This is a genomic window from Nocardia bhagyanarayanae, assembly GCF_006716565.1.
GTDB lineage: Bacteria > Actinomycetota > Actinomycetes > Mycobacteriales > Mycobacteriaceae > Nocardia > Nocardia bhagyanarayanae.
This window is the reverse complement of sequence record NZ_VFPG01000001.1, coordinates 488,354-511,291: the sequence shown is the minus strand read 5'-3', so window position 1 is coordinate 511,291 and position 22,938 is coordinate 488,354. Positions and strand designations below refer to the sequence as shown.

Here is a 22,938-nt window from a genome sequence, read left to right as displayed (position 1 = left end):
AGTCCGCTGGAATGTCGGAGACCACGCAGGCGCCCGAGCGCAAGGCGGCCCCGCCGCAGATCGAGGACGTGCTCGCCCTCAGCCCGTTGCAGGAGGGCTTGTTCTCGCTCGCCAAGCTGGCCGGTGACGACGATCTGTACAACATGCAGTTCGTGATCGAGGTCGCGGGCCCGGTCGACGTGGCGCTGCTGCGCCGCAGCGTCGAGGCGATCCTGCGCAGGCACGCCAACCTGCGCGCCGCGTTCTGGGACCGTGACGTACCCAAGCCGGTGCAGATCGTGCCCAGTTCGGTGGAGCTGCCGTGGTTCGAAAGGACCGCCGACGAAAGGGAACTCGAAGCGATCGTGGCCTCCGAGGCGCGCCACGGCTTCGACCTGTCGCGCGGACCCGCGCTGCGCGTCGCGGTGGTCGCGCTGCCAGACGGGTCGCACCGGATGATCGTGACCGCCCACCACATCCTGATGGACGGCTGGTCGCTGGGCGTGTTCTTCCGCGAGCTGTTCGCGGTCTACGAGGCGGGCGGCTCGGCCGCCGCACTGCCGGCCCCGCGCCCCTACCGCGACTACATCGGCTGGCTGGCGGCCCGCGACAACGAGGCGACTCTGCGCGGCTGGGCCGACTATCTCGCCGACGTCGACCCGCTGATTCTCGCCGACCGCGCCGACGCGGCGGTGAACACGATCGTGCCGACCATCCACAAGGTGGTCCTCGACGGCGCCGACACCGACCGGGTGCAGCGCTGGGCCCGCGCGAACGGGCTGACCATGAACACGGTCGTCCAGTTCGCGTGGGCGATCGTGCTCGGCAGGCTGACCGACCGCAGCGATGTCGTCTTCGGCACCACCGTCTCCGGCAGGCCGGACGAACTCGCCGGTGTCGAGACCATGATCGGCCTGTTCATCAACACCATTCCCGTGCGCATCCGGCTCGACGAGCTGGACGCCGCGGGCGGGGTGGCGCAAGGCTGCGCTCATTTGCAGCGCACGTCGGCGACCATGCGCGACAACGGATATCTGAGCTTGTCCGCCATCCAGCGGGCCACCGGGCGCGGCGCCCTGTTCGACACGCTCTTCGTCTACGAGAACGCGCCGGTCGCCGATGTGCTCCAGGCGATCACCACCGCGGACGGCACCACCTTCCGGCCGACCGCGTCGGAGAGCCTGACCCACTACCCGCTCGCGGTCGTGTCCTACCTGCTCGACGGCGAGCTGGCCGTGGTGGTGGAGGCCGTCGAGGCGGTGCTCGGCGAAATCTCGCCCGCCGACCTGGGCGCTCGCCTGGTGGAGGTGCTGCGCCGGCTGCCCGACATCGGTGACGCGGGCCAGGATTCGCTCGACGTGCTGCTGCCGGGGGAGCGGCCGCAACCGCCCGCGCCGCCCGCCGCCGACGTGCTCGGCGTGACGGTGCCGGAGCTGTTCGCCCGCCAGGTCGCCGCGACGCCGGACGCCTTGGCGTTGAGCACCGAAGGCGAGCGCTACACCTATCGGGAACTCTCCGAAGCCGCGCTGCGCCTGGCCGGTGGTCTGGCCGCGCGCGGTATCGGCTCGGAAGACGTTGTCGCCCTTGCCATGCCGCGTTCCGCCGAGTCCATCGTCGCCATCCTCGGCGTGCTCGCCGCCGGCGCGGCCTACGTGCCGGTCGACATCACGCTGCCCGCCGCGCGGATCGAATCGATCGTGCGTCAGTCGAATCCGCGTCTGATCCTGGTGGACAGCGCGGGCGTGCCCGCCCTCGACGAGATCGAGTCGCTGCCGCCCGTCGAGGCGTTCGGCACAGTCGTGACCGACTCCGCGGCGCTCACGGTGCCCGTGGCCACGCGCCCGGAACAGTGCGCGTACCTCATCTTCACCTCCGGCTCGACCGGAGAACCCAAGGGCGTCATGGGCACGCACGCCGCGTTGGCCTCCTACTTCGCCGACCACCGCGATCGGGTGTACCGGCCAGCGACGGCCCGGCTCGGCAGGCCGCTGCGGATCGCGCACGCCTGGTCGCTGAGTTTCGACGCTTCCTGGCAGCCGATGATCGGTCTGCTGGACGGTCAGTCGATCCACCTGTTCGACGCGGAGGAGATGCGCGACGCGCAGCGCCTGGTGGACGGGATCGGCAGGCACGGCATCGACATGATCGACACCACGCCGTCGATGTTCGCCCAGCTGGCCGCCGCGGGCCTGGTGCACGAGCGCGGGTCCGACCTCGCGGTCCTCGCCCTCGGGGGCGAGGCCATCGGCGTGCCGCTGTGGAAACAGCTCTGCGCCTTGCCCGATACCGCCGTGCACAACTGCTACGGCCCCACGGAGACCACGGTCGAAGCGGTGGTCGCGTCCGTCGCCGACCCCAAGGCGACGCCGACCATCGGCTCGCCAACCACCGGAATGACGGGCTACGTCCTCGATTCGCGGTTGCGTCCGACGCCGCACGGCGTCATCGGCGAGCTCTACCTCTCCGGAGCGCAGCTGGCGCGCGGCTACGCGGGCAAGCCGGGCATCACCGCCGAGCGTTTCGTCGCCGACCCGTTCCGGCCGGGTCAGCGCATGTATCGCACCGGAGACCTGGTGCGGCGCTTGCCCTCCGGCGATTTCGCCTACCTCGGCCGCGCCGACGACCAGGTGAAGATCCGCGGCTACCGCATCGAGATCGGCGACATCGAGGCCGCGCTGCACGCGCTGCCCGGCGTCCGCGAGGCCGCGGTCCTGGTGCTGCGCCGCCCGAGCGGACCGGTGCTCGTCGGCTTCGCGGTGGGCGCGGAACTCGAATCCGCCCGGCTGCGTGCCGAACTCGCCGACCGGCTGCCCGGCTATATGGTGCCGCACCGCATTCTCACGGTCGGCGGTTTGCCGGTCACCGGCAACGGCAAGCTCGACGCGCGGCAGCTCGAGGCGCTGGCGACCGCGGCGCTGGAGAGCGCGGCGGCGAGCACCGCGCCGACGACCGACACCGAACGCACGCTGTGCGCGACGGTCGCCGAACTCACCGGCGGCGCCGAGCCCGGTATCGATGAGCATCTCGTCGAGCTTGGTCTGGACAGCATCGTCGCCATCTCGCTCGTGAACGCCTTGCGCCGCAAGGGCATCGCGACGAGTCCGCGTGCGGTGCTGACCGCGGGATCGATCCGCGAGCTCGCGGCGGCCATCGACGCCGGCTCGGGAACCGAAAGGGCGAGTGCCGTCGCCGAATACGGCTCGGTCGGCCAGGTGCCGATCCTGTCCTGGATGCACGAGCACGGCAACTACCGCAGGCTGGCGCTGAACACCCTGCTGGAATTGCCCGCCGAGGTGGACGGCCCCCGCCTGGAAGCGGTGCTTCAGGCCCTGCTCGACGGCCACGACATGCTGCGCGCCCGCTTCGTCGAGACCGCGGCCGGATACGACGTCGTCACCCGCGAGCCGGGTGTGGTGCGCGCCGCGGACATCCTGACCAGAATCGAAGCGGGACCGAACTTCTCGACGGACCTCGGCGCGCACGGTCGAGCCGTCGCGGACGAGATCGACCCGCTCACCGGCGATCTGGTGCGCGCGGTCTGGTTCACCCGCGCCGACGGCCCCGGCCTGCTGCTGCTCAACATCCACCACCTCGCGGTGGACCCGGTCTCCTGGCACATCATCTGCGCGGACCTGGCCGCGGCCTGGGAACAGCTGTCGGCGGGCACGCCGGAACTCGCTCCGCCGGTGGAATACACCTCCTACCGCACCTGGGCCGAGCGGACCCGCGCCCGCGCGGGCAGCGCGGAGGTCGCCGCGCAGCGCGACTACTGGGTCGCGCAGACGACCGCGCCGGACCCGGTGCTGGCCGCCCGGCGGCCGGATCCGCGCACCGACACCTGGTCCTCCTACCGGGTGCAGCCTCTGTTCACCGCGCCGGAGACGACCGCCGCGGTGCTCGACGGACTCACCGGCGAACTCGGCGCGCGCGAGTTCCTGCTTGCCGCGCTGACCGCGACCCTGGCGACCTGGCGCCGCGAACGTGGCCAGGACGCCAGTGGCGGCGCCTATCTCGCGATGGAGGGCCACGGTCGCGAGGACCAGGTGCTCGGCGCCGACATCGACACCGCCCAGACGGTCGGCTGGTTCACCAGCGTCTTCCCCGCGCGTTTCGGCGTGGGCGCGGACGTGGTGGATGTGGCCGCCGCGGAACAGGATCCGGCCGCGGCGCGGGCATTGCTCGCCTCGGTCGCCGCGTCGCTGGCCGCGGTGCCGAACAACGGTGTCGACTACGGCGTGCTGCGCTATCTCCAGGCCGACGCCGAACTCGCCGCGGCTCCCGAGCCGCAGGTGCTGTTCGACTACCTGGGCCGGATGGACCTGGCCGTCACTCGCAAGCCGTGGTCGCCGGTCCACGAGGTCGAACTGTTCACCCAGTTGCCGACCGCACCCGAACCCGATTTCCCCCTCCGGTACGCCATGGACGTCATCGCGGGCGTGCAGCCCACCGACGCCGGGCCGCAGCTGGTCACCCTCCTGCGGTGGAGCGACGCGCTGTTCACCGCCGCCGAGGTGGCGCGGCTCGCCGAGATCTGGGACGCCGCCGTCGCGGCGCTGGCGCGCGCGATCGCGCCCGTCGCCGTCGGCGGATCGCCCGCGTCGCCCGCGTGAACCCGGAACCCCAAGACCGCAAGCCGAATCGAAGGACCACCATGTCAGAGGACATTCTCGAGCGTCGTAAGCAGTTGCTACAGCGCCGATTGCGCGAAAACGCCGTCAAGGCGGCCGCGCCCGCGCCGGTGCGCACTCGCGTCAGCGGCGAGCCGAGCCCGCTGTCGGACGCCCAGCGGCGCATGTGGTTCGTGCAGCGCCTCGATCCGGCCGACACCACGCTGAACGTCTGCGTCGCCTACCGGCTGACCGGCGCGCTGGACGCCGAGCGGCTGCGCGCGGCCTGCGCCACCGTCCTGGCCAGGCACGAGGTGCTGCGTACCACCTACGGCGTCGACGCCGACGGCGAGCCGTTCCAGGTGTCCCGCGACGATGCCGAATTGCCCTGGCAGGAACACGATCTCAGCGCGCTGCCGGAGGCGAGCCGGAACCTGCGGGTCGAGGTCCTCGCCCGCCGCGAGTTCGCGCGCCCCTTCGACCTGACCACCGACCTGCCGTTGCGCGCGACCCTGGCGCGCACCGCGGCCGACGAGCACGTGCTGATCCTCGTCGTGCACCACATCGGCTGGGACGACGACTCGTGGCCGGTGTTCTTCGCCGAGGTCAACGCCGCCTACCGCGGCGCGGACCTGCCGGAACCGCGCGCACAGTACATCGATGTCGAGGTCGGCGCGGACGGTGGCTCGGACGCCGATCTGGCGTGGTGGCGCGAGACGCTGACGCCGTTGCCCGAGCGCCTCGAACTGCCGAGCAAGGCGGCGGTGGCCACCCCGTCCAAGCACGCCGACCGGCGCACGCGGCCGCTCGCGCCGGAGCTGATGGCGCGCGTCACCGAGCTGGCCAAGGAACACTCGGCGACGCCGTTCATGGTGCTGCTCGCCGCGTTCGAGGCGCTGGTCCACCGGTACACCGCCGCAACCGATTTCCTCGTCTCGGTGCCCGTCGTCAACCGGCGCGCGGGCGCGGAAAGCCTCATCGGCTACTTCGGCAACGCCGTGCTTGTCCGCGCCGACCTGGACAGCTCCGCCGATTTCGCCGAGCTGCTGGAGCGGACCCGCGCCGCGTGCGTCGGCGCGTTCGGCCACCAGGGCGTCGGCATCGACCGCGTGGTCCGCGAGGTCGGCCCGGAGCGCGTCGCGGGTCGCGACGCGATGGCGCAGCTGGTGCAGCTCAGCTTCAGCGTGCGCGGCGAGGCCAACGGCTTCGATCTGGCGGGCGTCGAATCCGCCGAGCTGCCGCTGGGCAGCGGGGTCGCCCAGGAGGAACTGGGCCTGATGGTGGTGCTCGACGGCGCGGGCGCGCGGGTCGAGGCGACCTACCTGGTCGACGCGCTGGACGAGCACCTGGTCGCCCAATTCCTCGACCACTACGTGCAATTGCTCGACAGCGCGCTGCGCGACCCCCGGCTTCGCCTGCGCGACATCGACATTCTCGGCGACGCCGACCGGACCGAACTGCTCGAGGCCTCGCACGGCCCGCTCGTCGAGACACCCGCGACCACGTTGGTCGCCGTGCTCGAGGAGCGCGTCGCGGCGGCGCCCGAACACGTGGCGGTGGCCTCCGACGACATCGAGTTGACTTTCGACGCGCTGAACCGGCGCGCGAACCGGTTGGCGCACTGGCTGATCGGCCGCGGTGTCGGCGCCGAGGACATCGTCGCGCTGCGTATGGCGACCTCCGTCGAGTTCATCGTCGCGGCCATCGCCGTGCTCAAGGCGGGTGCGGCCTACCTGCCGATCGATCCGGCCTACCCGGCCGACCGCATCGAGTACCTGCTCTCGGACGCCGATCCCGAGCTCGCGCTCGACGCTGGCGCGCTCGCCGCGGCGGAGGCCGAGGCCGCCGATCGACCCGAGGCCGACCCGTCCGACGCCGATCGCCGCGCGCCGCTGCGCCCGTCGAACACCGCCTACGTCATCTACACCTCGGGCTCCACCGGCAAGCCCAAGGGCGTGCCGGTGCCGCACGACGCCATCGCCGAGCACCTGGCCTGTTTCAACGCCGAATGGGACCTGACGCCGCAGGACCGGGTGCTGCAGTCCACCTCGGTGAGCTTCGACGCCTCGCTGATGGACATCTTCGTCACGCTCGCGGCGGGCGCGCGGGTCGTGGTGCCCAAGCCGAACGCCTATCGCGACATTCCGTACGTCGCGGATCTGGTCACCCGCCACGGCATTTCGGTGCTGCACATGGTGCCCTCGATGCTCGCGACCTTCCTGGTGCTGCCCGAGGTCAACGACTGGCGCACGCTGCGCCACGTGCCCGTCGGCGGCGAGGCGCTGCCCGGCGAGGTCGCCGACCGGTTCGCCACCCAGTTCGACGCGGAGCTGCGCAACCACTACGGCCCCACCGAGGCCGTGGTGTGCTCGACCCACATGCCGGTCGAAGGCCCGCAGGGCACCGGGATCGTGCCGATCGGCGTTCCGAACCAGAACGTGTACCTCTATCTGCTGGACGAGGCGCTGCAACTGGTGCCCAACGGCGTCGTCGGCGAGATCTACCTCGGCGGCCGCCAGCTGGCCCGCGGCTACCTGCATCGCCCCGGCCTCACCGCCGAGCGTTTCGTCGCCGACCCGTTCCTGTCGGGCGAAAGGCTCTACCGCACCGGCGATCTCGCTCGGCGCAACGCGCACGGCGAGATCGAGTTCGTCGGCCGCGCCGACGAGCAGGTCAAGGTGCGCGGGCATCGCATCGAGCTCGGCGAGGTCGAGGCCACCGTCACCGATCACCCCGGCGTCGCGCACTGCGTCGTGATCGTCACCGAGCACGAGTCGCTCGGCCCCATTCTGGCCGGATACGTGGTGCCCCAGCCGGGCGTCGAACTCGATCTGGATGTGGTTCGGGCGTTCGTCGGCGCCCGCCTGCCGGAGTACATGGTGCCCGCGGCGCTCACCGTCATCGACGAGGTTCCGCTGACCGCGCACGGCAAGCTGGACAAGCGCGCGCTGCCGACCCCCGAGCTCGCGGTTGCTCGTAGCTACCGGGAACCGAAGACGCCCACGGAGATTCGCGTCGCCGGGCTCTACGCCACGTTGTTCGGCCAGGACCGCATCGGCGCCGACGACTCGTTCTTCGAACTCGGCGGCCACTCGCTGCTCGCGGCCCGCCTGATCACCATGATCCGCGCCGAGTTCGGTATCGAGATCGACATGCGCGTGCCGTTCGACAAGCCGACCGTCGCCGGGCTCGCGGCTCACCTGGTCGCCTCGTTCCTCGACGAATTCGGTATCGACCTGGACGAACTCGGCGAGACCGAGGCAGCGGACGCCGACCAGGCCGTCGCCGAGGCGCGCAGCTCGCGGCCAGAGCTGGTGCGCAGGGAGCGGCCCGAGCACGTCCCGCTGTCGTACTCGCAGCGCGCGTACTGGTTGCAGCGGCGCATGGAGGGCTCGATCGACGGTGAGAACGTCACCTACCCGATCCGGTTCGACGGACCGATCGACCGCGCCGCGCTGTTCGCCGCGATCGATGACGTGGTGGCCAGGCACGAATCGCTGCGCACCACCTTCCCCGAGCACGAGGGCACGCCGTACCAGCTCGTGCATCCCATCGCGCACGTCGAGGTCCCGGTCCTGGACCTGTACGGTGACGAGGCGAAGCTCGACGCGGAACTCACGGCCGACGCCGACTACGTGTTCGACCTCCAGGCCGAGCCGCTGCTGCGCCTGCGGCTGCTCGTGCTGGACGAGCGGACGACCGTGCTGTCGATCCTGATGCACCACATCATCGCCGACCGCAGGTCCTGCCAGATCTTCGTCGACGATCTCACCGCGGCCTACCGCGCTCGCGTGCGCGGAGCCGCCCCCGAGTGGTCCGAATTGCCGATTCAGTTCGCCGATTTCGCGATGTGGCAACGGGAGATGTTCGACCGCGGACCGGATCGCGAGGTCAGCGCTGCCGGTCAGGCGCAGCTGGACTACTGGCGCGAGGCGCTGGCCGGGTTGCCGGACGAGATCGCCGTCGGACACGACCGCCCGCGTCCGCAGGTGCTGGGCCGCAACGGCATCGGCACCGCGCGCGCCGTGCCCGCCGCGATCTGGGAGAAGGCCAGGGCAAGGGCCGAGGAGGCAGGGGCCACCGAGTTCATGCTGTGCCAGGCCGTCAGCGCGGTGGTGCTGAACGCGCTGGGCGCGGGCGACGATCTGGCCATCGGCGCCGCGGTCGCCAACCGCATCGGCGAGGCGACCGACGACCTGATCGGCCTGTTCGCCAACGTCGTCGTGCTGCGCAACGACGTCTCGGGCAACCCGACCCCGCGAATCGTCCTGGACCGAGTGCGCGATTCGGCGCTGGACGCGATCAGCAAGCAGGGTGTGCCCTTCGAGCGGCTCGTGGAGACCATCAACCCGGCGCGCTCGCTGGCCCGCAACCCGCTGTTCCAGGTGATGATGCACTTCCGGCACCGGCAGGCGCCGGTCGCGTTCAGCGAGGACGGCGCGACGACGCTGAAGGGCATCGCCAAGTTCTACGACGTGTCGTTCATGGACTTTCATTTCGACTACACCGTGGACATCACCGGCGACCTGATCGCGCGCGTCGTGGTCAACCCGGACCTGTACGAGGCCGCGACCGGCGAGATCTTCGCCGACGTGCTGGCCAAGGTGTTCGAGGCCTTCGCCGAGCAGCCGGACCGGGCGCTCACCGAGCTGGACGTGCTGCCCGCCGAATGGGACAAAGCCCGGTCGATCGTGCACATGACGCCCGCGTCCGCCCGCTCCACCGGTGGCGAAAGCGAAGCGCCGCAGACCGATACCGAGCGCACGCTCATCGCCATCCTGGAGGAGCTGCTGGAGATCACCGACGTCGGCCGCGACGACGGCTTCTTCGGCCTCGGTGGCGACAGCGTCATCGCCATCCAGTGGGCGGCCCGCGCGGGCGAGGCGGGTCTGCCGCTGACCCCGCAGCTCGTGTTCGAGTACTTCACCATCGCCGAGCTGGCCGCCGCGGTGGACGAGGCCGCGGCGAACCCGCCCGCCGAGAACGAGGACGAGCACCGGCACGAGGCGATGTCGGTGTCCGGCCTCGACCAGGACGCCCTCGCCGCGCTTCAAAGTTCCTGGGCGGCGCAGAACTGACGCGCACCGGTCGGCCGGTCTCCGATCGGCCGACCGGGCGCCCGCCGCGGCCGGTTGGCGCGCCTCCGACCTGGCGGTACGGTCGGTGGCGATGACCTCGACCTCCACCTCGATCCTCGTTCCGATCCTCGTGGTCACGACCGCGATCATCGGCGCACGGTGGGTTCTGCTGCGCGACACCATGATCGACCGGCTGCTCAACCGCGCGTTGACCTGGAGCGTCGGCGGGGTGTTGGCGTACGGCGGTGCCGTCTGGCTCGGGTTCTCCGACTTCGCGCCGCTGATGTTCATCACCAGCGGGTTGCTCGCGATGGCCAACGTCTACGCGTTGGCCCGGCTGCTCGACAGCGGCGACACCGAGAACGCGCCGCGCCGACTGCGGACCTACCACGTGGTCGCCGTGGCGGCATCGGGCGTCGCCCTGGTCGCCGTGTCGCCGATCGGCGGCGCGCTGTCCATCGATCGGATCGTCGACTGGCCCGCGGTGCTCTGGGTGGGATCCGACGTCATGATCGCGGCGTCCGTGGTGCTGATCGCCAGGGCGTGCGTGCGCGAGCTGCGCGGGTTTGTCGGCACCGTGCAGGAAAGACTGACCTACACCAGCCTGCTGCTGCTCGCCTGCACCTCCGGCGTACTGACCGTCGTCGCGGTGGTCGACATCGTCGCGGGCAGGCCGCCCGCCGAGCCGAGTGCGGGCGGCGGTATCGGCGCGTTCGTCTGTCTGCTGCTCTACGCCGTGCTCCTGGCGGTGCCACTGGTCACCGTGGTCCTCGAACGACTGGGATTGGACAGCGCCGGTCGCGACTGCCGCCGGTTGCGTCCGATGTGGCTCGACCTCACGACGGCGGTGCCGGGAGTGGTGCTCGGTCAGCAACTCCCGCAGGCGGACTCGATCGCGCGGCGTTACCGCATGATGGTCGAGATCTCGGACGCGCTGCTCCACCTCGGAAAACAGGGTCCCGACTCGGCTCGCGCCGCCACTGAGAAGCTTGCGACGCTGCGGTCGGTTCTTCCCGCCACCGATATGGGCAGCGGATTCACACCTGGCGAAGGGCAGGGGGCCGTGGAACTGCGGATGCTGCTGGAACTGGCTCGCGAATGGCCCGCCCTCCGCGCGGATGTCGTCCGGTCGTCGATGCCGTGAACGGGAGTCGGCTCGACAGGGGCGCGTTCACGATGCCGCGTACCCCGGAGTGTTCGGCGTGAGCGGCGCGGCGCCGATGTGGTTGATGGTGCCGGTGTTCCTGCTCCAGGCGCTGGTCACCCTCGGCCGCTGGATGTTGGTGAACGACACGCGCGCCGACCGGCTCATCAACCGCGCGTCGACTTTCAGCGCGGTGTGCGTGTTCTCGGCGCTCCTGGACACCGATCTCGCGGCCGACGGTTACGCGAGCAAGGTCTTCCTCGTCTGCGGTGCGCTGGCGTTGGCCAGCGTGTACGGGCTTGCCGAGCTGTTCGACGGCGCGGAGCCTGCGGCGGTTCGCCGCAGGCAGTGGGCCTACGACGTGCTCGCGGTGAGCGGCTCGGTCGCGCTGTTGGCCGGCGAGGGTTTGGCCGCGCCCGCGACGTGGTGGCGGACCGCGCTCTGGGTCGCGATCTTCCAACTGCCGATGGCCGCGGCCGGGGTGCGCACCGTGCGCGCGTGCCTGCGCGAGATGCCGCGCACCCGTTCGCGGCTGGAGCGCATCGCCTACTCGGCGCTGCTGGTCACCGCCGCCTACTGGTGCGTGGCAGCCCTTTTCGCCGCCGCGACGTCGGTGTTCGACGGCGTCGCCTATCCGACCAAGTGGACCGTGACCTCGTGCCTGGTCTACCTGTTCGTCGCCATGCTCACGGCCGTTCCGCTGGTTCGAGCCCTCGGTGCGCGCAGCGGACTGGATTACACCGGGCGGCAGTTACGCACCTTGCACCCGCTCTGGCGGGACCTCACGGCCGCCGTTCCGGAAGTCGTGCTGCGTCCCGCGGCCGGGCGGATTACCGAACCGGACTCGCGCCTGTACCGCATGGTCGTCGAGACCAGGGACGCGCTCCAACATCTGCGGATGTACATGCCGGGGAGCGATTCCGGTGAGCTCGGCATCGCGGCCTACGCGCGTCGGATCGCGCAAGCCGTCGACGCCAAGGCGGCCGGGGCCGCGCCGTCCGTGGAACGGGCGGCGCGGGAAAACCGGTACGCGGGCCAGGATTTGGACGCCGAACTCGGGCACCTGCTCGAGCTGGCCAAGGCCTGGCCGGGCGCCGTCAGCGAGCCCGCGCGGGCGAACCGACGATGACGCTGCCCACGTTGCACTCCTCCAGCTCGTTCACGCCGGCGGCGGACACGAACGCGGCGGTGTCGCTGAAACCCTGCGCGCACGCGCCGAGACCCATCGCGGTGGCCGCGAGGTACACCGTCTGCATGAGCACGCCGACGTGCTTGAGGATGCTCGCGTAGGCGACCTGCTCGTAGGTCCACATGACCCGCCCGGAGCGCGCGGCCATCAACAGCACCAGCTGCGGTTCGCCGCCGTCGACCAGGGTCGCCGAGGTGGAGCGGATCAGCTTCTGCACGGCGGGCGAGTCGGCGGGAGCGACCGGACGCAGCACGTGGTCGAACGAATCGTAGTGGTACATCCCGGGTTCCAGGCCCGCGACGTTGCGCACGATCGGGTACAGCTCCAGCTCGTACACGCTGCCGCCCGACGGATACGGGCGCGAAGTGAGCTCCTCGCCCTCGGCGACCTGCCGGACCGAACGGGTGCGCGCGGTGCGGTAGAGCAGCTCGGCGAGCTGATCGACCGTCATCGGCGCGGCGTCGTCGAAATCGCGGCAGGAGACCCGGTCTTCGAGCACGTCGGTGAGGCTGGGATCGGCGATGCGCAGCTTGTCCAGGTCGGGTTTCGCCAGCTGGACGGGCTCACCGGGGTAGTTCGGCTTGCGCGCGGGCGGCTGCGGGAAGGACGGCTTGCCCCACTTGGTCGGACCGAAGTGCTCCCAAGTGATGGTGCGCGGGCCGAGCGTGCTGCGGCGGTGGAACCACAGGTCCGGCGCGCTCCAGCTGCGGGTGGTGAACTCGCGCTCCTCGGCCACCGGATCGGCCACCAGGAAACCGCACCAGTGCAGATCGTCGGCGAGCTGGGACTTGATCGCGACCGGCAGCGTGGAATCGGCCGCGCCGGGCCCGTCCAGCAGGGCGAGCAGACGCGGGTCGTGGATGCGCAGATCGCACCAGGCCAGCGGATGCTCCAGCACGAAGCCCTCCGAGTCACGGTGCAGCACCGCGAATTTCGACAGGGTCGCCGACCAGGGCAACGCCGTCTTCGGCCGGGCGGGCGGGTTGGCGAACGGCCGGATCGTGTAGAGATCCCGGCCACCGTCGCGCACGGTGACCGAGAGCCAGCCGCCGTCGGTCAGCCGCTCGACCAGCTCGCCGACATCGGCACCGCCGCCGGGACCGGCCATCTCACCGAGCGTGGACGGGCCCTGGTTCAGCGTCTTCAGCGCCTGCACCTGGGCGGCGCCGAGGTTGGTGAGCTTCTGGTTGTTGGGCGGGTTCAGCAGCACCGCGCCCGTTGGCACGGTGACGCAGGTGACGCCGTCGCGCAGGGCGAACCGGGTCTGGTCGGGATACGTGACGGCGGACACCGGGAAACTCCTATTACTTCTCGCGTTTTCGCTTACTTCGCGGCGTTGGCCAGCGCGGGCGACAGCTTGTCCAGGATGTACGGGGTGGACAGTACGGTCGGCTGGTTGACCGCGGTGATCTCCTGCGTGGTGAGGAAGACGACCGAGTCCTTCCGTACCGCGGGCAATTCCGCGTAACCGGGCAGCTGGCGCCACTTCTCGTCCATACCGGTCGAGTAACCGGCGAGCAGCAGGTCGGCGGTCAGCTCGTTGATACGCTCCGGCGACAGGGCGACGCGGCCCTGGTTGGCGGGCAGGTCGACGAGGTTCTTCGGGATGCCGAGGCCGAGCTGGGCGAACACCTTGGCCGAGCCGTCGTTCGGGTCGTTGAGAACCATCAGCTGGGTCATGCTGGCCAGCCAGGTGCTCGCGAAGGTCTTGCCCCGCAGGCCGGGGTTGGCCGCGGTGATGCCCGCGATCTTGTCGTTGACTCCCGCGACCAGCTTGGCGGCCTCGTCCTGCTTGTGCAGCACCTTGCCGAGCGTGGTCACCAGATCCTGCCAGGGCGTGATGATTTCCTTGCTCAAGCCGGGCAGGGTCGGCGCGACCTTGGAGAACTCGTCGTAGTTCTTCTGGTCGGCGATGAAGGAGTCGGCCAGGATCAGGTCCGGTTCCAGCGCCGCGACCTGCTCGGCCAAATTACCCGTGGTGTTCAGCGGCTTCGCGGACTCGCCCAGCTTCGGCTGCCACGGCGGCGCGCTCTTGCCGAGCACGGCGACGTTGTCGATGTAGGCGGCGGGCGTCACGCCGAGCGCGAGGCTGGTGTCGAGCCACTGGTTGCCCAGCACGACGATCTTCTCCGGGACCCCGGTGATGGTGGTCTCGCCCCTGACGTGGCTGACGGTGATCGACTCGCCGTCCCCGCCCGTCGCGTCGCTCGACGAGCCGCATGCGGTGACGCCGAGGGCCATGGCGCCGGCCAGCACGGCCACCGCCGCCCGCGCCCACCCGCGGGACGCTCGAACAGACCTCATCGTTGAACCCTCCTTCACCGAGGAACTCCTCGACCGGCCCTCACCGAGCCACCAGAACAAGTCAGCCAAGCCTAACCTATCCATATCTCGCGTCCGCCCCTGGTCGGATAGATATGCCGCCGCTTCGGCTCGGTACGTTGCTGCCATGACCACGGAGCTGCCGGAGCGGCTGCCGCACGAGATGACCGAAGAGCAGTACCGTCGGCTGCCGGAGAACATCGCCCGCGAGATCGAGGTGGTGCACGGGCACGTGATCGTTTGCGAGTCACCGGCGCCCGAACACAATCGGGTCGCGCGCAGGCTAGCGAGCGCCATGGAGCAACTGCCGAGCACCGAGCCGTGCATTCGGGCCGAGACCGATATCGACGTGGTGCTGTGGCGGGTGCCGAAGTTCACCTTCCGTCGACCGGACGTCACCGTCTACCGCTGCCTACCCGAACGCGGCGCGAAACCAGAGGCCGCCGACGCCCTGATCGTGGTCGAGGTGTCGGCGCCTTCGACGGCGGCCGAAGACCTGCTCGACAAGAAAGCGCAGTACGCCCGGGTAGGAATCCCGCTGTACCTGGTGATTTCACTCGACACCAAGTACGAGATCGAAGAGGTGCGCGAATTCCGTCTCGACGCGCACGCGGGGGAGTACCGCCTGCACCGGCTGCACCGGGAAGGGTTCCTCGAGCTCGAGCATGTCGTCGTCGGCGAAATCGGCTTCGCCGACCTCGTTCGCTAGTCGACCAGGCGAATCGCTTCCGGCTGCTGGCGGATTAAAGTGCTGGCGTGAGTACTGTGCCGCTCGTTGTCGTGGCGGCGGTGACCGTGTTCCTCGCCGCGATCGTCGGGGGGCGCTGGTTCCTGGTGAACGAGTTGCTGATCGATCGGCTGATCAACGCGACGTTGAGCTGGGACCTGGCGGCGATAGTGCTGTACGAGATCGCGAGCGTGCTGGGCATGCGCGATCTGGGGGAGCGGTTGTTTCTCGGAGTCGGCGCCATGACGCTGGCCTACGCGTACGGGTTCGCCAGGCTGCTCGACGGTATGGACGCCGAGACGCTGCGATCCCGGCAGCGGAGGTACAACAGGGTCGGTGCCGCGACCGGCGCGGTCATCCTGCTGGGTCCCGCGCTGGTCGACCTGCTCGGCTGGCCGCTCGGCACCCCCGCCGCCCAGAACAGGGTGATCTGGACGGCGGGCAGTTTCGTCGCCATCAGTTGCGGAGCGCTGATCGCCAGGGCGTGCGTGAGGGAACTGCGCACACCTGATCCGACGCCGCGGGAGCGTTGGGCATACTTCGCTCTGCTCGCCTTCGGGCTGTACTGCTGCTTCGCCTCGGGCGTCGGGGCGCTCCGCATCATCGCGGGCATGCGGACCATCGAGCCCGGCTTACCATGGGCCGTAACTACTTTCGTGATGCTTGCGGTGGTGACGGCGTTGATCGCGATCCCGCTGCTGAGTGCGGTGCTGGTGCGCAGCGGGTTCGATCGCGACGGCCGTGCGTGCAGGCGGTTGCGTCCGCTGTGGCGCGATCTCACCGCTGCCGTCCCGGAAATCGTGTTGCTGCCCGACGATTCGCATCGCGGCGAGCCGATGTCGCGGCTGTACCGGATGACGGTCGAGATCCAGGACGCGCTGATGCACCTGCGCCCGTACGAGCCCGCGTCGTCGGACGAGCCGGGCATGGATGCCTACGCGAGGCGAATCGCGCACGCCGTACGGGCGAAAACTTCCGGTATGCCGCCGCGCGCACGCGACGGCATCCACACCGCTGCCCCGGAATTGATCAGAGCCGACGACCGCACTACGGGCCTGCGCGATCTGCTCCGGCTCGCCAAGGAGTGGTCGAAGCAGGGCGTCGGCGTCACGGGGTGACGCGCTCCTGACGGGTTCCGCCACGCAGACCGATGGACATGACGGTCGAGGGTCGATCGAGTTCGATGCGGTGCCAACGGTTTCGCGGAACGACGAAGGCGGCGCCCGCGCGCAGGGGAACCACGGTTTCGGGATCGCCAGGGTGCTCCGGGCGCAGGTAGAGACGGAACCACCGGAGAGGCAGCAGACGGCTTCCGCGCTGGACGGGTGGATCTCCCAGTGGTCGGCGTGCACGTCGGCGTCGGTTTCCACCTGGAAGGCGGCCAGCTGCCAGCCGCCGGAGTCGTCGGCCATGCGGCGGGGGCCGACCTCGACGTTGCCGTCGGGGTGGAATCGGAGGGCGCGGGCGAACAGGTCGATCGGTGTCATGGATTTTCCTTTCATCGGTTCGACTCGGAAAGCTCTTCCGAGAGTGGGTTTTCGAAGTCCCGCGGGCTCGTCGCTCGGTCGTTCCGGGGTAGCGCGAAGGCCGCTACCATCGCCGCCGTCACGAAGAGCAGGGCGGCCACGGTCAGACCGAGCGCGTAGCCCTCGTTGAGGCCGACCGGGTCCATCCGGTTGCCGGTGCGGGTGGCGGCAAGCGTGGCCAGCGCGGCGACGCCGATGCTGCCGCCCAGCTGCCGCGCGCTGTTGAAGACTCCCGAGGCCATTCCGGCTTCGGTGCGCGCGACGCCCATCGTCGCCGCGGTCGCGACCGGCGCGAGGCACAATCCGAGTCCGAACCCGCCGATCAGCGACGGACCGAGCACATCGGCGAGGAAGTTGCCGTCCGGACTGATCAGCGCGAACCATCCGATGCCGACGGCCGTGATCGCACCGCCCGCGACCAGCGCGCCGCGCGGCGACCGACGCGCGCCGAGCTTGGCGGCCGCCACGGTGCCCGCGATCACCGCGAGCGAGAACGGCACGAACGCCGCGCCCGCCACTCCCGCCCTCATCCCGAGCACCTGCTGGAGGTACAGCGACATCAGGTAGAAGGCCGCGAATTGCCCTGCGCTGGCTAGGAATACGAACAGATTCGCGCCGCTCACCCAGCGATTGGCGAACAACCCGATGCGCAGCAGCGGATCCGCCGCCCGCGCTTCCCAGCCGACGAACGCGGCGAGCGCCACCGCCGCGACCGCCAACGTCGCGCCGGTGGTCGCCGAGAGCCAGCCGTGGCGCTCGGTGCCGATCACGCCGAGCACCAGCAGACCGACACCGCCGGTGGCCAGCACCGCGCCGACCATGTCCAGCCGTTTCGCCGCACCGCCCGCCGCGCCGGGCGCGACGCCCGCCAGCACCGCGCCCACCGCGACGACCACGATCGGCACGTTGATCAACATCACCCAGCGCCAGCTCAGATATTCGGTGAGCAGCCCGCCGACCAGCACGCCCATCGCACCGCCCGCCGCGTTCACCGCACCCCACACACCGAGCGCCCGAACCCTGGCGGGCCCTTCGGCGAAGGTGGTGGTGAGCGTCGCGAGTGCGGCGGGTGCGACCGCCGCGGCGGCGAGGCCCTGAATCGCCCTCACCGCGACCAGTTCCCACGGCGCCTGCGCGAAACCGCCTGCCAACGAAGCGATTCCGAAGACGACGAGACCACCGAGGAAGAGCCTGCGCCGCCCGAACACATCGGCGGACTTGCCGCCGAGCAGCAGAAAACCGCCGAAAGTCAGGGCGTAGACGTGGACCACCCACGCCAGATCGAGCGGCGCGAACCCGAGCTCGGCCCGGATCGCGGGCAGCGCCACATTCACCACCGCCATGTCCAACGCGACCATGAACTGCGCGACAGCGACCGCCGTCAACGCCACGCCCGGTCGCTGATTCGAGTTTTTATACACGTATAAAAACTAACCGCGCGGCGCATCTCTGTCCACACCTTCGTCGCGTAGTGGGCGAGCTGCGCACCGCGCCGACGCCTTTGTCGCACGGCGCACCCCAGGCCCGCGTTCTGCCGCCGTGGGCGAAGATGGAACCCATGCCCCCTTCGTCTTCGCAGCGCGAACCGTCCGGCGAGCGCGCCACCGCAGGACGACGCAAGCCGTCGGGTGCGCGTGTGCAGGCGCCCCGCAACGAGCCGTCGGGCGAGCCTGCGCAGGCAACCGGCGACGAGTCGGGCAAGCGGAGGGAGACGGCCGACATCGAGTCGTCGGGCGAGCGTGCGCGATCCGTCGGACGCGCACCGTCGGACCGCCGCACCGGCCGACCCGCCCGCATCTCCCGCGCGGAGATCGTCGCGGCCGCGCACAAGGTGCTCGACGCGGAAGGCGTCGAGAAGCTGACGATGCGCAGACTCGCCACCGAACTCGGCTGCACGCCGATGGCGCTCTACCACCACGTGCGCGACAAGGACGACCTGCTGCGCATGTTGCTGAACGACTACGCCGACCAGGTCACCTGGCCGGACCTCCCCGATGACCCGAAACAGCGAATCCTGGTCGCCGCCACCGCGATGCACGACGTGCTCGCCGCTCGGCCGTGGATCGTCGAGGTGCTCACCGAGGGCGATCTGTTCGGCCTGTCCGCGCTGTGGGTCAGCGAAAACATCATCGACGCCGCCGTCGCCGCGGGCCTCACCCTCGACCGCGCGGCGCACGCCTACCGCGCCATCTGGCACTACACCGCGGGCGAAATCCTGATCCGCGGCAACGCCGTTCGGCGCGCCGCCGACCAGCGGCCCACCTACCGCGATCAGGTCTTCGCCGACCTCGACCCCGAAACGCTGCCGCGCCTAGCCGAACTCGGCCCGCGGTGGGCCGCCCTCAGCGCCACCGACACCTACGCCGATGGCCTGCGCGCCCTCGTCGACGGCTTACTCGCGCCGCGATCGGGCACGCGCTGACGCCGTCGACGGCAAACTTCCGGCCGTCCTACAGACTGACCCGCTGGTCCGGCGGCAGGAACAGCTCGTCGCCTTCCTTCACCTCGAAGGTGGTGTAGAACTCCGCGATGTTGCGCACCACCTGGTTGCAGCGGAATTCGTTGGGGGCGTGCGTGTCCTGGAGACGGGAGATGGCGGCCTCTTCGGTTTGCTTCTCCCGCCAGGTGCGCGCGTGCGAGAAGAACATCTCGCGGTAGTCGGGCGCGACGCCCTCGCGTTCCGCGGCGATCCGGTAGGCGGCCAGTGCGATCTGCAGGCCGCGCAGGTCGGCCAGGTTCTCGCCGACCGTCAGCTTGCCGTCCACCTTGTACTTGGGGTCCAGACCCTCGGGCACCAGACCGTCGTACTGCGCGATGATCTGATCGGTCTTGGTCTTGAACGCGGCCAGATCCTCCGGGGTCCACCAGTCGCGGCGGTTGCCGTCGCCGTCGTACTTGGCGCCCTGGTCGTCGAAGCCGTGACCGATCTCGTGGCCGATGGTCGCGCCGACCGCGCCGTAGTTCACCGCGGTGGTCGCGTCCTTGTCGAAGTTCGGCGGCTGCAAATACGCTGCGGGAAAAGCGATCTCGTTGTTGGTGGGGGAGTAGTAGGCGTTCACCGTCTGCGGCGACATCGCCCACTCCTCCTTGTCGACCGGGGTGCCGAGCCGGTCGAACGCCCGCTTGACCTCGAAGGCGTTGACCGCGCGCAGCGACTCGATCAGCTTGCCCCTGGTGATCTTCAGCTCCGAGTAGTCGACCCACTTGTCCGGATAGCCGATCTTGACCGTGATCTTGGCGAGCTTGGCCAGCGCGGCCTCCCGGGTGGGCTGCGACATCCAGGACGACTTCGTGAAGTCGTCCCGGTAGGCGGCCATCAGGTCGTCGACCATCTCCTGAGCGCGCTTCTTCGCTTCCGGCGGGAAGTGCTCGTCCACGTACAGCTTGCCGAGCTGCTCGCCGAGGTTGTCGTCCACCACGCCCACCGCCGACTTCCACAGCTCGGGCCGCTCCTCCAGACCGCCGAGCACCTTGCCGACGAACTCGAACCGCGCGTCGGCGATGGCCTTGGGCAGGAAACGCGCGTAGGCGTTGGTGACGTGCACGCGCAGGTACTCCCGCCACTGCGCGATGTCCACCTCGGCCCACAGCTGGCCGGCCGCGGTGACGAACGACGGCTGCCTGACCACGATCTGCTCGAACAGCGACCTCGGCCGGTCCGTGTTACCCGCCATCCACTGGTCCCAGTCGAATTGCGGTGCGAGAGCTGTCATCTCGGTCCAGCTCATCAGGTTGTAGGTGGCGTCGGTGTCGCGCACGCGCACGTTGTCCCAGTGCGCGGCGGCGATCCTGGTCTCCAGATCGAGCACCCGCTGCGCCAGCCCCGCCGGATCGGCGAAGCCCGCGCCCGCGGCCATCTTCTCCAGGTAGACCTTGTAGCCCGCGAGCTGGGTGGCGAACTCGGGCTTGCGGTAGTACTGCTCGCCGAGGACCAGGCCGGACTGCCCGATCGTGGGAATGTAGGCGCTGGAGTTCTTGCGGTCGATGTTGATGCCGAGGCCGATCAGGCCGCCGATCGGCAGCTCGGCCATCACCTTGGCCAGCTCGGCCTTGGTCGCCGCGCCGTCGATCTTCGCGAAGAGATCCGCCAGCGGGCTCATGCCGAGTCGCTCGATCTCCTCCAGGTCGAGCCGGGCGTCGTACAGATCCCGGATCTGCTGCGCCTCGGAACCCGGCTCCGGGTTCTGGATGCGCTCGATGATGGCGCGCAGCTGTTCGGTGGTGCGGTCGACCGCCTCGCTGATCGCACCGACCTCGGACTTGTCCGGCGGTAGCTGGTAGTCGCGCAGCCACGCGCCGTTGACGTGCCGGTACAGGTCGTCCTGCGGCCGGATCAGCGGGTCGGCGCCGCCCATGTCGACACCGGTCAGCTGTACGGTGTTCGCGTTGCCGTCGTTCGAGCAGGACGCGAGCAGCGCCGCGGCGGGAGCGGCGACCCCGAGCGCGACCAGGAAGGCGCGACGGTCCAGCTGGGCGCGACGACCGGTTGATGTCACGTGAATCCTCTCCCCGATGCGGTCCACGCCCGCACGTTGTGATCGATGGCGACGTTCGTTCGGCCGAGGCTACCGGCGCGGCGGGTCGGCGGCACGGATTCCTCACCGGGCGGCCCCGATTTGGGAACGACCTGGGGATTCCCATACACTAGACCGGTTGCCTGCGGGAGCTGTGCCCGCATCCTGGCCGCGAACCCCCAGTGGTCGGCTCTCGAGTTCTTGCTCAGACCGTACGAAACCGCTGGTAGGCGCGCGTTCGGGTGGTGACACGACCATGTCCGTCGGGTCGGCAATCCGGCGTGCGTATACGTCCAGGTCAAGGAGGCTGAAGTGATTCAGCAGGAGTCGCGACTGCGCGTCGCCGACAACACGGGTGCGAAGGAAATCCTCTGCATCCGCGTTCTCGGTGGTTCGTCGCGTCGCTATGCCGGTATCGGCGACATCATCGTCGCCACCGTGAAGGACGCCATCCCCGGCGGCAACGTCAAGCGTGGTGACGTGGTGAAGGCCGTCGTCGTGCGCACCGTCAAGGAGCGTCGTCGTCCGGACGGTTCCTACATCAAGTTCGACGAGAACGCCGCCGTTCTCATCAAGGCGGACAACGATCCGCGCGGCACCCGTATCTTCGGCCCGGTCGGCCGCGAGCTGCGCGACAAGAAGTTCATGAAGATCGTCTCGCTGGCTCCGGAGGTGCTCTGACATGAAGGTGCACAAGGGCGACACCGTGCTCGTCGTCTCGGGTAAGGACAAGGGCGCCAAGGGCAAGGTCATCCAGGCCTACCCGGCGACCAACAAGGTCCTCGTCGAGGGCGTGAACCGGATCAAGAAGCACGTCGCGAACTCCGCCACCCAGCGCGGCGCCTCCTCGGGCGGCATCGTGACCCAGGAAGCCCCCATCCACGTGTCGAACGTGATGGTCGTCGACTCCGACGGCAAGCCGACCCGCATCGGCTACCGGACCGACGAGAACGGCAAGCGGGTCCGGATCTCCCGTAAGAACGGGAAGGACATCTGACATGACCACCTCTGAGAAGACCCAGCCGCGCCTCAAGGAGCGCTACCGCGCCGAGATCAAGGACGCGCTGAACAGCGAGTTCAACTACGCCAACGTGATGCAGATCCCGGGCGTGGTGAAGGTCGTCGTGAACATGGGTGTCGGCGACGCCGCCCGCGACGCCAAGCTGATCAACGGCGCCGTCGAGGACCTGGCCCTCATCACCGGTCAGAAGCCGCAGATCCGCAAGGCGACCAAGTCCATCGCGCAGTTCAAGCTGCGTGAGGGCATGCCGATCGGCGCGAAGGTCACCCTGCGCGGCGACCGCATGTGGGAGTTCCTGGACCGCCTGGTCTCCATCGCGCTGCCCCGTATCCGCGACTTCCGCGGCCTGTCGCCGAAGCAGTTCGACGGCAACGGCAACTACACGTTCGGCCTGAGCGAGCAGTCGATGTTCCACGAGATCGACGTGGACAAGATCGACCGCCCGCGCGGTATGGACATCACCGTGGTGACCACCGCGACCAACAACGAAGAAGGCCGTGCCCTGCTGAAGCACCTCGGCTTCCCGTTCAAGGAGAACTGAGCACATGGCTAAGAAAGCACTGGTCAACAAGGCCAACGCCAAGCCGAAGTTCGCGGTGCGCGCCTACACCCGCTGCCAGCGCTGCGGCCGCCCGCACGCTGTCTACCGCAAGTTCGGCCTGTGCCGCGTGTGCCTGCGCGAAATGGCGCACCGCGGCGAGCTGCCGGGCGTGCACAAGAGCTCCTGGTGAGCTCGCGCTCCTCGTGAGCGCGCCCGCACAACGCAACAAAGGCACGGACTCCGAACGAGTCCGTGCCTTTGTGCGTTCGGCACTGCCAGAAAGCGATAGT

General features: G+C 69.7%; 15 protein-coding genes. 11 read left to right on the top strand and 4 right to left on the bottom strand.

The features are described from left to right. The first annotated feature begins 11 nt into the window (after window positions 1–11). From FB390_RS01805 to FB390_RS01790, 4 genes are all read left to right on the top strand, one after another. Entirely contained in the window at window positions 12–4,589 is a 4,578-nt protein-coding gene (locus FB390_RS01805; RefSeq protein WP_141807380.1) for a non-ribosomal peptide synthetase, read from the top strand. Window positions 4,590–4,630: 41 nt separating this feature from the next. Next, window positions 4,631–9,664: a non-ribosomal peptide synthetase gene (locus tag FB390_RS01800; protein ID WP_141807379.1), complete on the top strand. Its 5,034-nt coding sequence runs from the start codon at window positions 4,631–4,633 to the stop codon at window positions 9,662–9,664. A gap of 91 nt (window positions 9,665–9,755) precedes the next feature. Further along, window positions 9,756–10,808 carry a DUF6545 domain-containing protein gene (locus tag FB390_RS01795; protein WP_141807378.1) on the top strand — a complete coding sequence of 351 codons (1,053 nt, stop codon included), beginning with the start codon at window positions 9,756–9,758 and terminating at the stop codon, window positions 10,806–10,808. 58 nt (window positions 10,809–10,866) lie between these two features. Beyond that, window positions 10,867–11,937 carry an MAB_1171c family putative transporter gene (locus FB390_RS01790; protein WP_141807377.1) on the top strand — a complete coding sequence of 357 codons (1,071 nt, stop codon included), beginning with the start codon at window positions 10,867–10,869 and terminating at the stop codon, window positions 11,935–11,937. Here FB390_RS01790 and FB390_RS01785 read toward each other — a convergent pair. Both FB390_RS01785 and FB390_RS01780 read right to left on the bottom strand, forming a co-directional pair. Beyond that, the gene (locus tag FB390_RS01785; protein ID WP_141807376.1) at window positions 11,906–13,288 is read right to left on the bottom strand and encodes a SagB family peptide dehydrogenase; all 1,383 of its coding nucleotides are present in this window, start codon (window positions 13,286–13,288) and stop codon (window positions 11,906–11,908) included. The genes FB390_RS01790 and FB390_RS01785 overlap by 32 nt on opposite strands. 32 nt (window positions 13,289–13,320) lie before the next feature. Beyond that, on the bottom strand, window positions 13,321–14,301 hold the full coding sequence (locus FB390_RS01780) for an ABC transporter substrate-binding protein (protein ID WP_141807375.1): 981 nt from the start codon (window positions 14,299–14,301) through the stop codon (window positions 13,321–13,323). Between the two features lie 145 nt (window positions 14,302–14,446). On the opposite strand from FB390_RS01780, the gene FB390_RS01775 reads away from it, so the two are divergent. Together FB390_RS01775 and FB390_RS01770 are read left to right on the top strand one after the other, a co-directional pair. After that, window positions 14,447–15,028: a Uma2 family endonuclease gene (locus tag FB390_RS01775; RefSeq protein WP_185756916.1), complete on the top strand. Its 582-nt coding sequence runs from the start codon at window positions 14,447–14,449 to the stop codon at window positions 15,026–15,028. Window positions 15,029–15,075: 47 nt separating this feature from the next. Next, the gene (locus tag FB390_RS01770; RefSeq protein WP_141807373.1) at window positions 15,076–16,164 is read left to right on the top strand and encodes an MAB_1171c family putative transporter; all 1,089 of its coding nucleotides are present in this window, start codon (window positions 15,076–15,078) and stop codon (window positions 16,162–16,164) included. Between the two features lie 380 nt (window positions 16,165–16,544). Here FB390_RS01770 and FB390_RS01760 read toward each other — a convergent pair whose 3' ends face one another. Beyond that, window positions 16,545–17,993, bottom strand: a complete 1,449-nt coding sequence (locus FB390_RS01760; RefSeq protein WP_185756915.1) for an MFS transporter — start codon at window positions 17,991–17,993, stop codon at window positions 16,545–16,547. 137 nt (window positions 17,994–18,130) lie between these two features. On the opposite strand from FB390_RS01760, the gene FB390_RS01755 reads away from it, so the two are divergent. After that, window positions 18,131–18,994 (top strand): TetR/AcrR family transcriptional regulator, encoded by an 864-nt coding sequence (locus FB390_RS01755; RefSeq protein ID WP_141807372.1) that lies wholly within the window; start codon window positions 18,131–18,133, stop codon window positions 18,992–18,994. 28 nt (window positions 18,995–19,022) lie between these two features. Here FB390_RS01755 and FB390_RS01750 read toward each other — a convergent pair whose 3' ends face one another. Next, the gene (locus FB390_RS01750) at window positions 19,023–21,068 is read right to left on the bottom strand and encodes a M13 family metallopeptidase (protein WP_246123809.1); all 2,046 of its coding nucleotides are present in this window, start codon (window positions 21,066–21,068) and stop codon (window positions 19,023–19,025) included. Window positions 21,069–21,398: 330 nt separating this feature from the next. On the opposite strand from FB390_RS01750, the gene rplN reads away from it, so the two are divergent. The 4 genes from rplN to FB390_RS01730 are packed head-to-tail and all read left to right on the top strand — an operon-like array spanning window position 21,399 to window position 22,838. Further along, a complete protein-coding gene (gene rplN / locus FB390_RS01745) occupies window positions 21,399–21,767 on the top strand; it encodes a 50S ribosomal protein L14 (protein ID WP_014981702.1) in 369 nt (122 codons plus the stop codon). Window position 21,768: 1 nt separating this feature from the next. After that, on the top strand, window positions 21,769–22,083 hold the full coding sequence (rplX, locus tag FB390_RS01740) for a 50S ribosomal protein L24 (RefSeq protein ID WP_067785240.1): 315 nt from the start codon (window positions 21,769–21,771) through the stop codon (window positions 22,081–22,083). 1 nt (window position 22,084) lies between these two features. Beyond that, window positions 22,085–22,648 (top strand): 50S ribosomal protein L5, encoded by a 564-nt coding sequence (rplE, locus tag FB390_RS01735; RefSeq protein WP_141807371.1) that lies wholly within the window; start codon window positions 22,085–22,087, stop codon window positions 22,646–22,648. Between the two features lie 4 nt (window positions 22,649–22,652). Next, window positions 22,653–22,838, top strand: a complete 186-nt coding sequence (locus FB390_RS01730; RefSeq protein WP_014981705.1) for a type Z 30S ribosomal protein S14 — start codon at window positions 22,653–22,655, stop codon at window positions 22,836–22,838. The last annotated feature ends 100 nt before the right edge of the window (window positions 22,839–22,938 follow it).

What these genes read in the sequence shown, in the direction of transcription:
- FB390_RS01755 (WP_141807372.1), top strand. Translation starts at nt 18,131, where the DNA reads ATGCCCCCTTCGTCTTCGCAGCGCGAACCGTCCGGCGAGCGCGCCACC.
- FB390_RS01775 (WP_185756916.1), top strand. Translation starts at nt 14,447, where the DNA reads ATGACCACGGAGCTGCCGGAGCGGCTGCCGCACGAGATGACCGAAGAG.
- FB390_RS01730 (WP_014981705.1), top strand. Translation starts at nt 22,653, where the DNA reads ATGGCTAAGAAAGCACTGGTCAACAAGGCCAACGCCAAGCCGAAGTTC.
- rplE (WP_141807371.1), top strand. Translation starts at nt 22,085, where the DNA reads ATGACCACCTCTGAGAAGACCCAGCCGCGCCTCAAGGAGCGCTACCGC.
- FB390_RS01805 (WP_141807380.1), top strand. Translation starts at nt 12, where the DNA reads ATGTCGGAGACCACGCAGGCGCCCGAGCGCAAGGCGGCCCCGCCGCAG.
- FB390_RS01780 (WP_141807375.1), bottom strand. Translation starts at nt 14,301, where the DNA reads ATGAGGTCTGTTCGAGCGTCCCGCGGGTGGGCGCGGGCGGCGGTGGCC.
- FB390_RS01800 (WP_141807379.1), top strand. Translation starts at nt 4,631, where the DNA reads ATGTCAGAGGACATTCTCGAGCGTCGTAAGCAGTTGCTACAGCGCCGA.
- FB390_RS01795 (WP_141807378.1), top strand. Translation starts at nt 9,756, where the DNA reads ATGACCTCGACCTCCACCTCGATCCTCGTTCCGATCCTCGTGGTCACG.
- rplX (WP_067785240.1), top strand. Translation starts at nt 21,769, where the DNA reads ATGAAGGTGCACAAGGGCGACACCGTGCTCGTCGTCTCGGGTAAGGAC.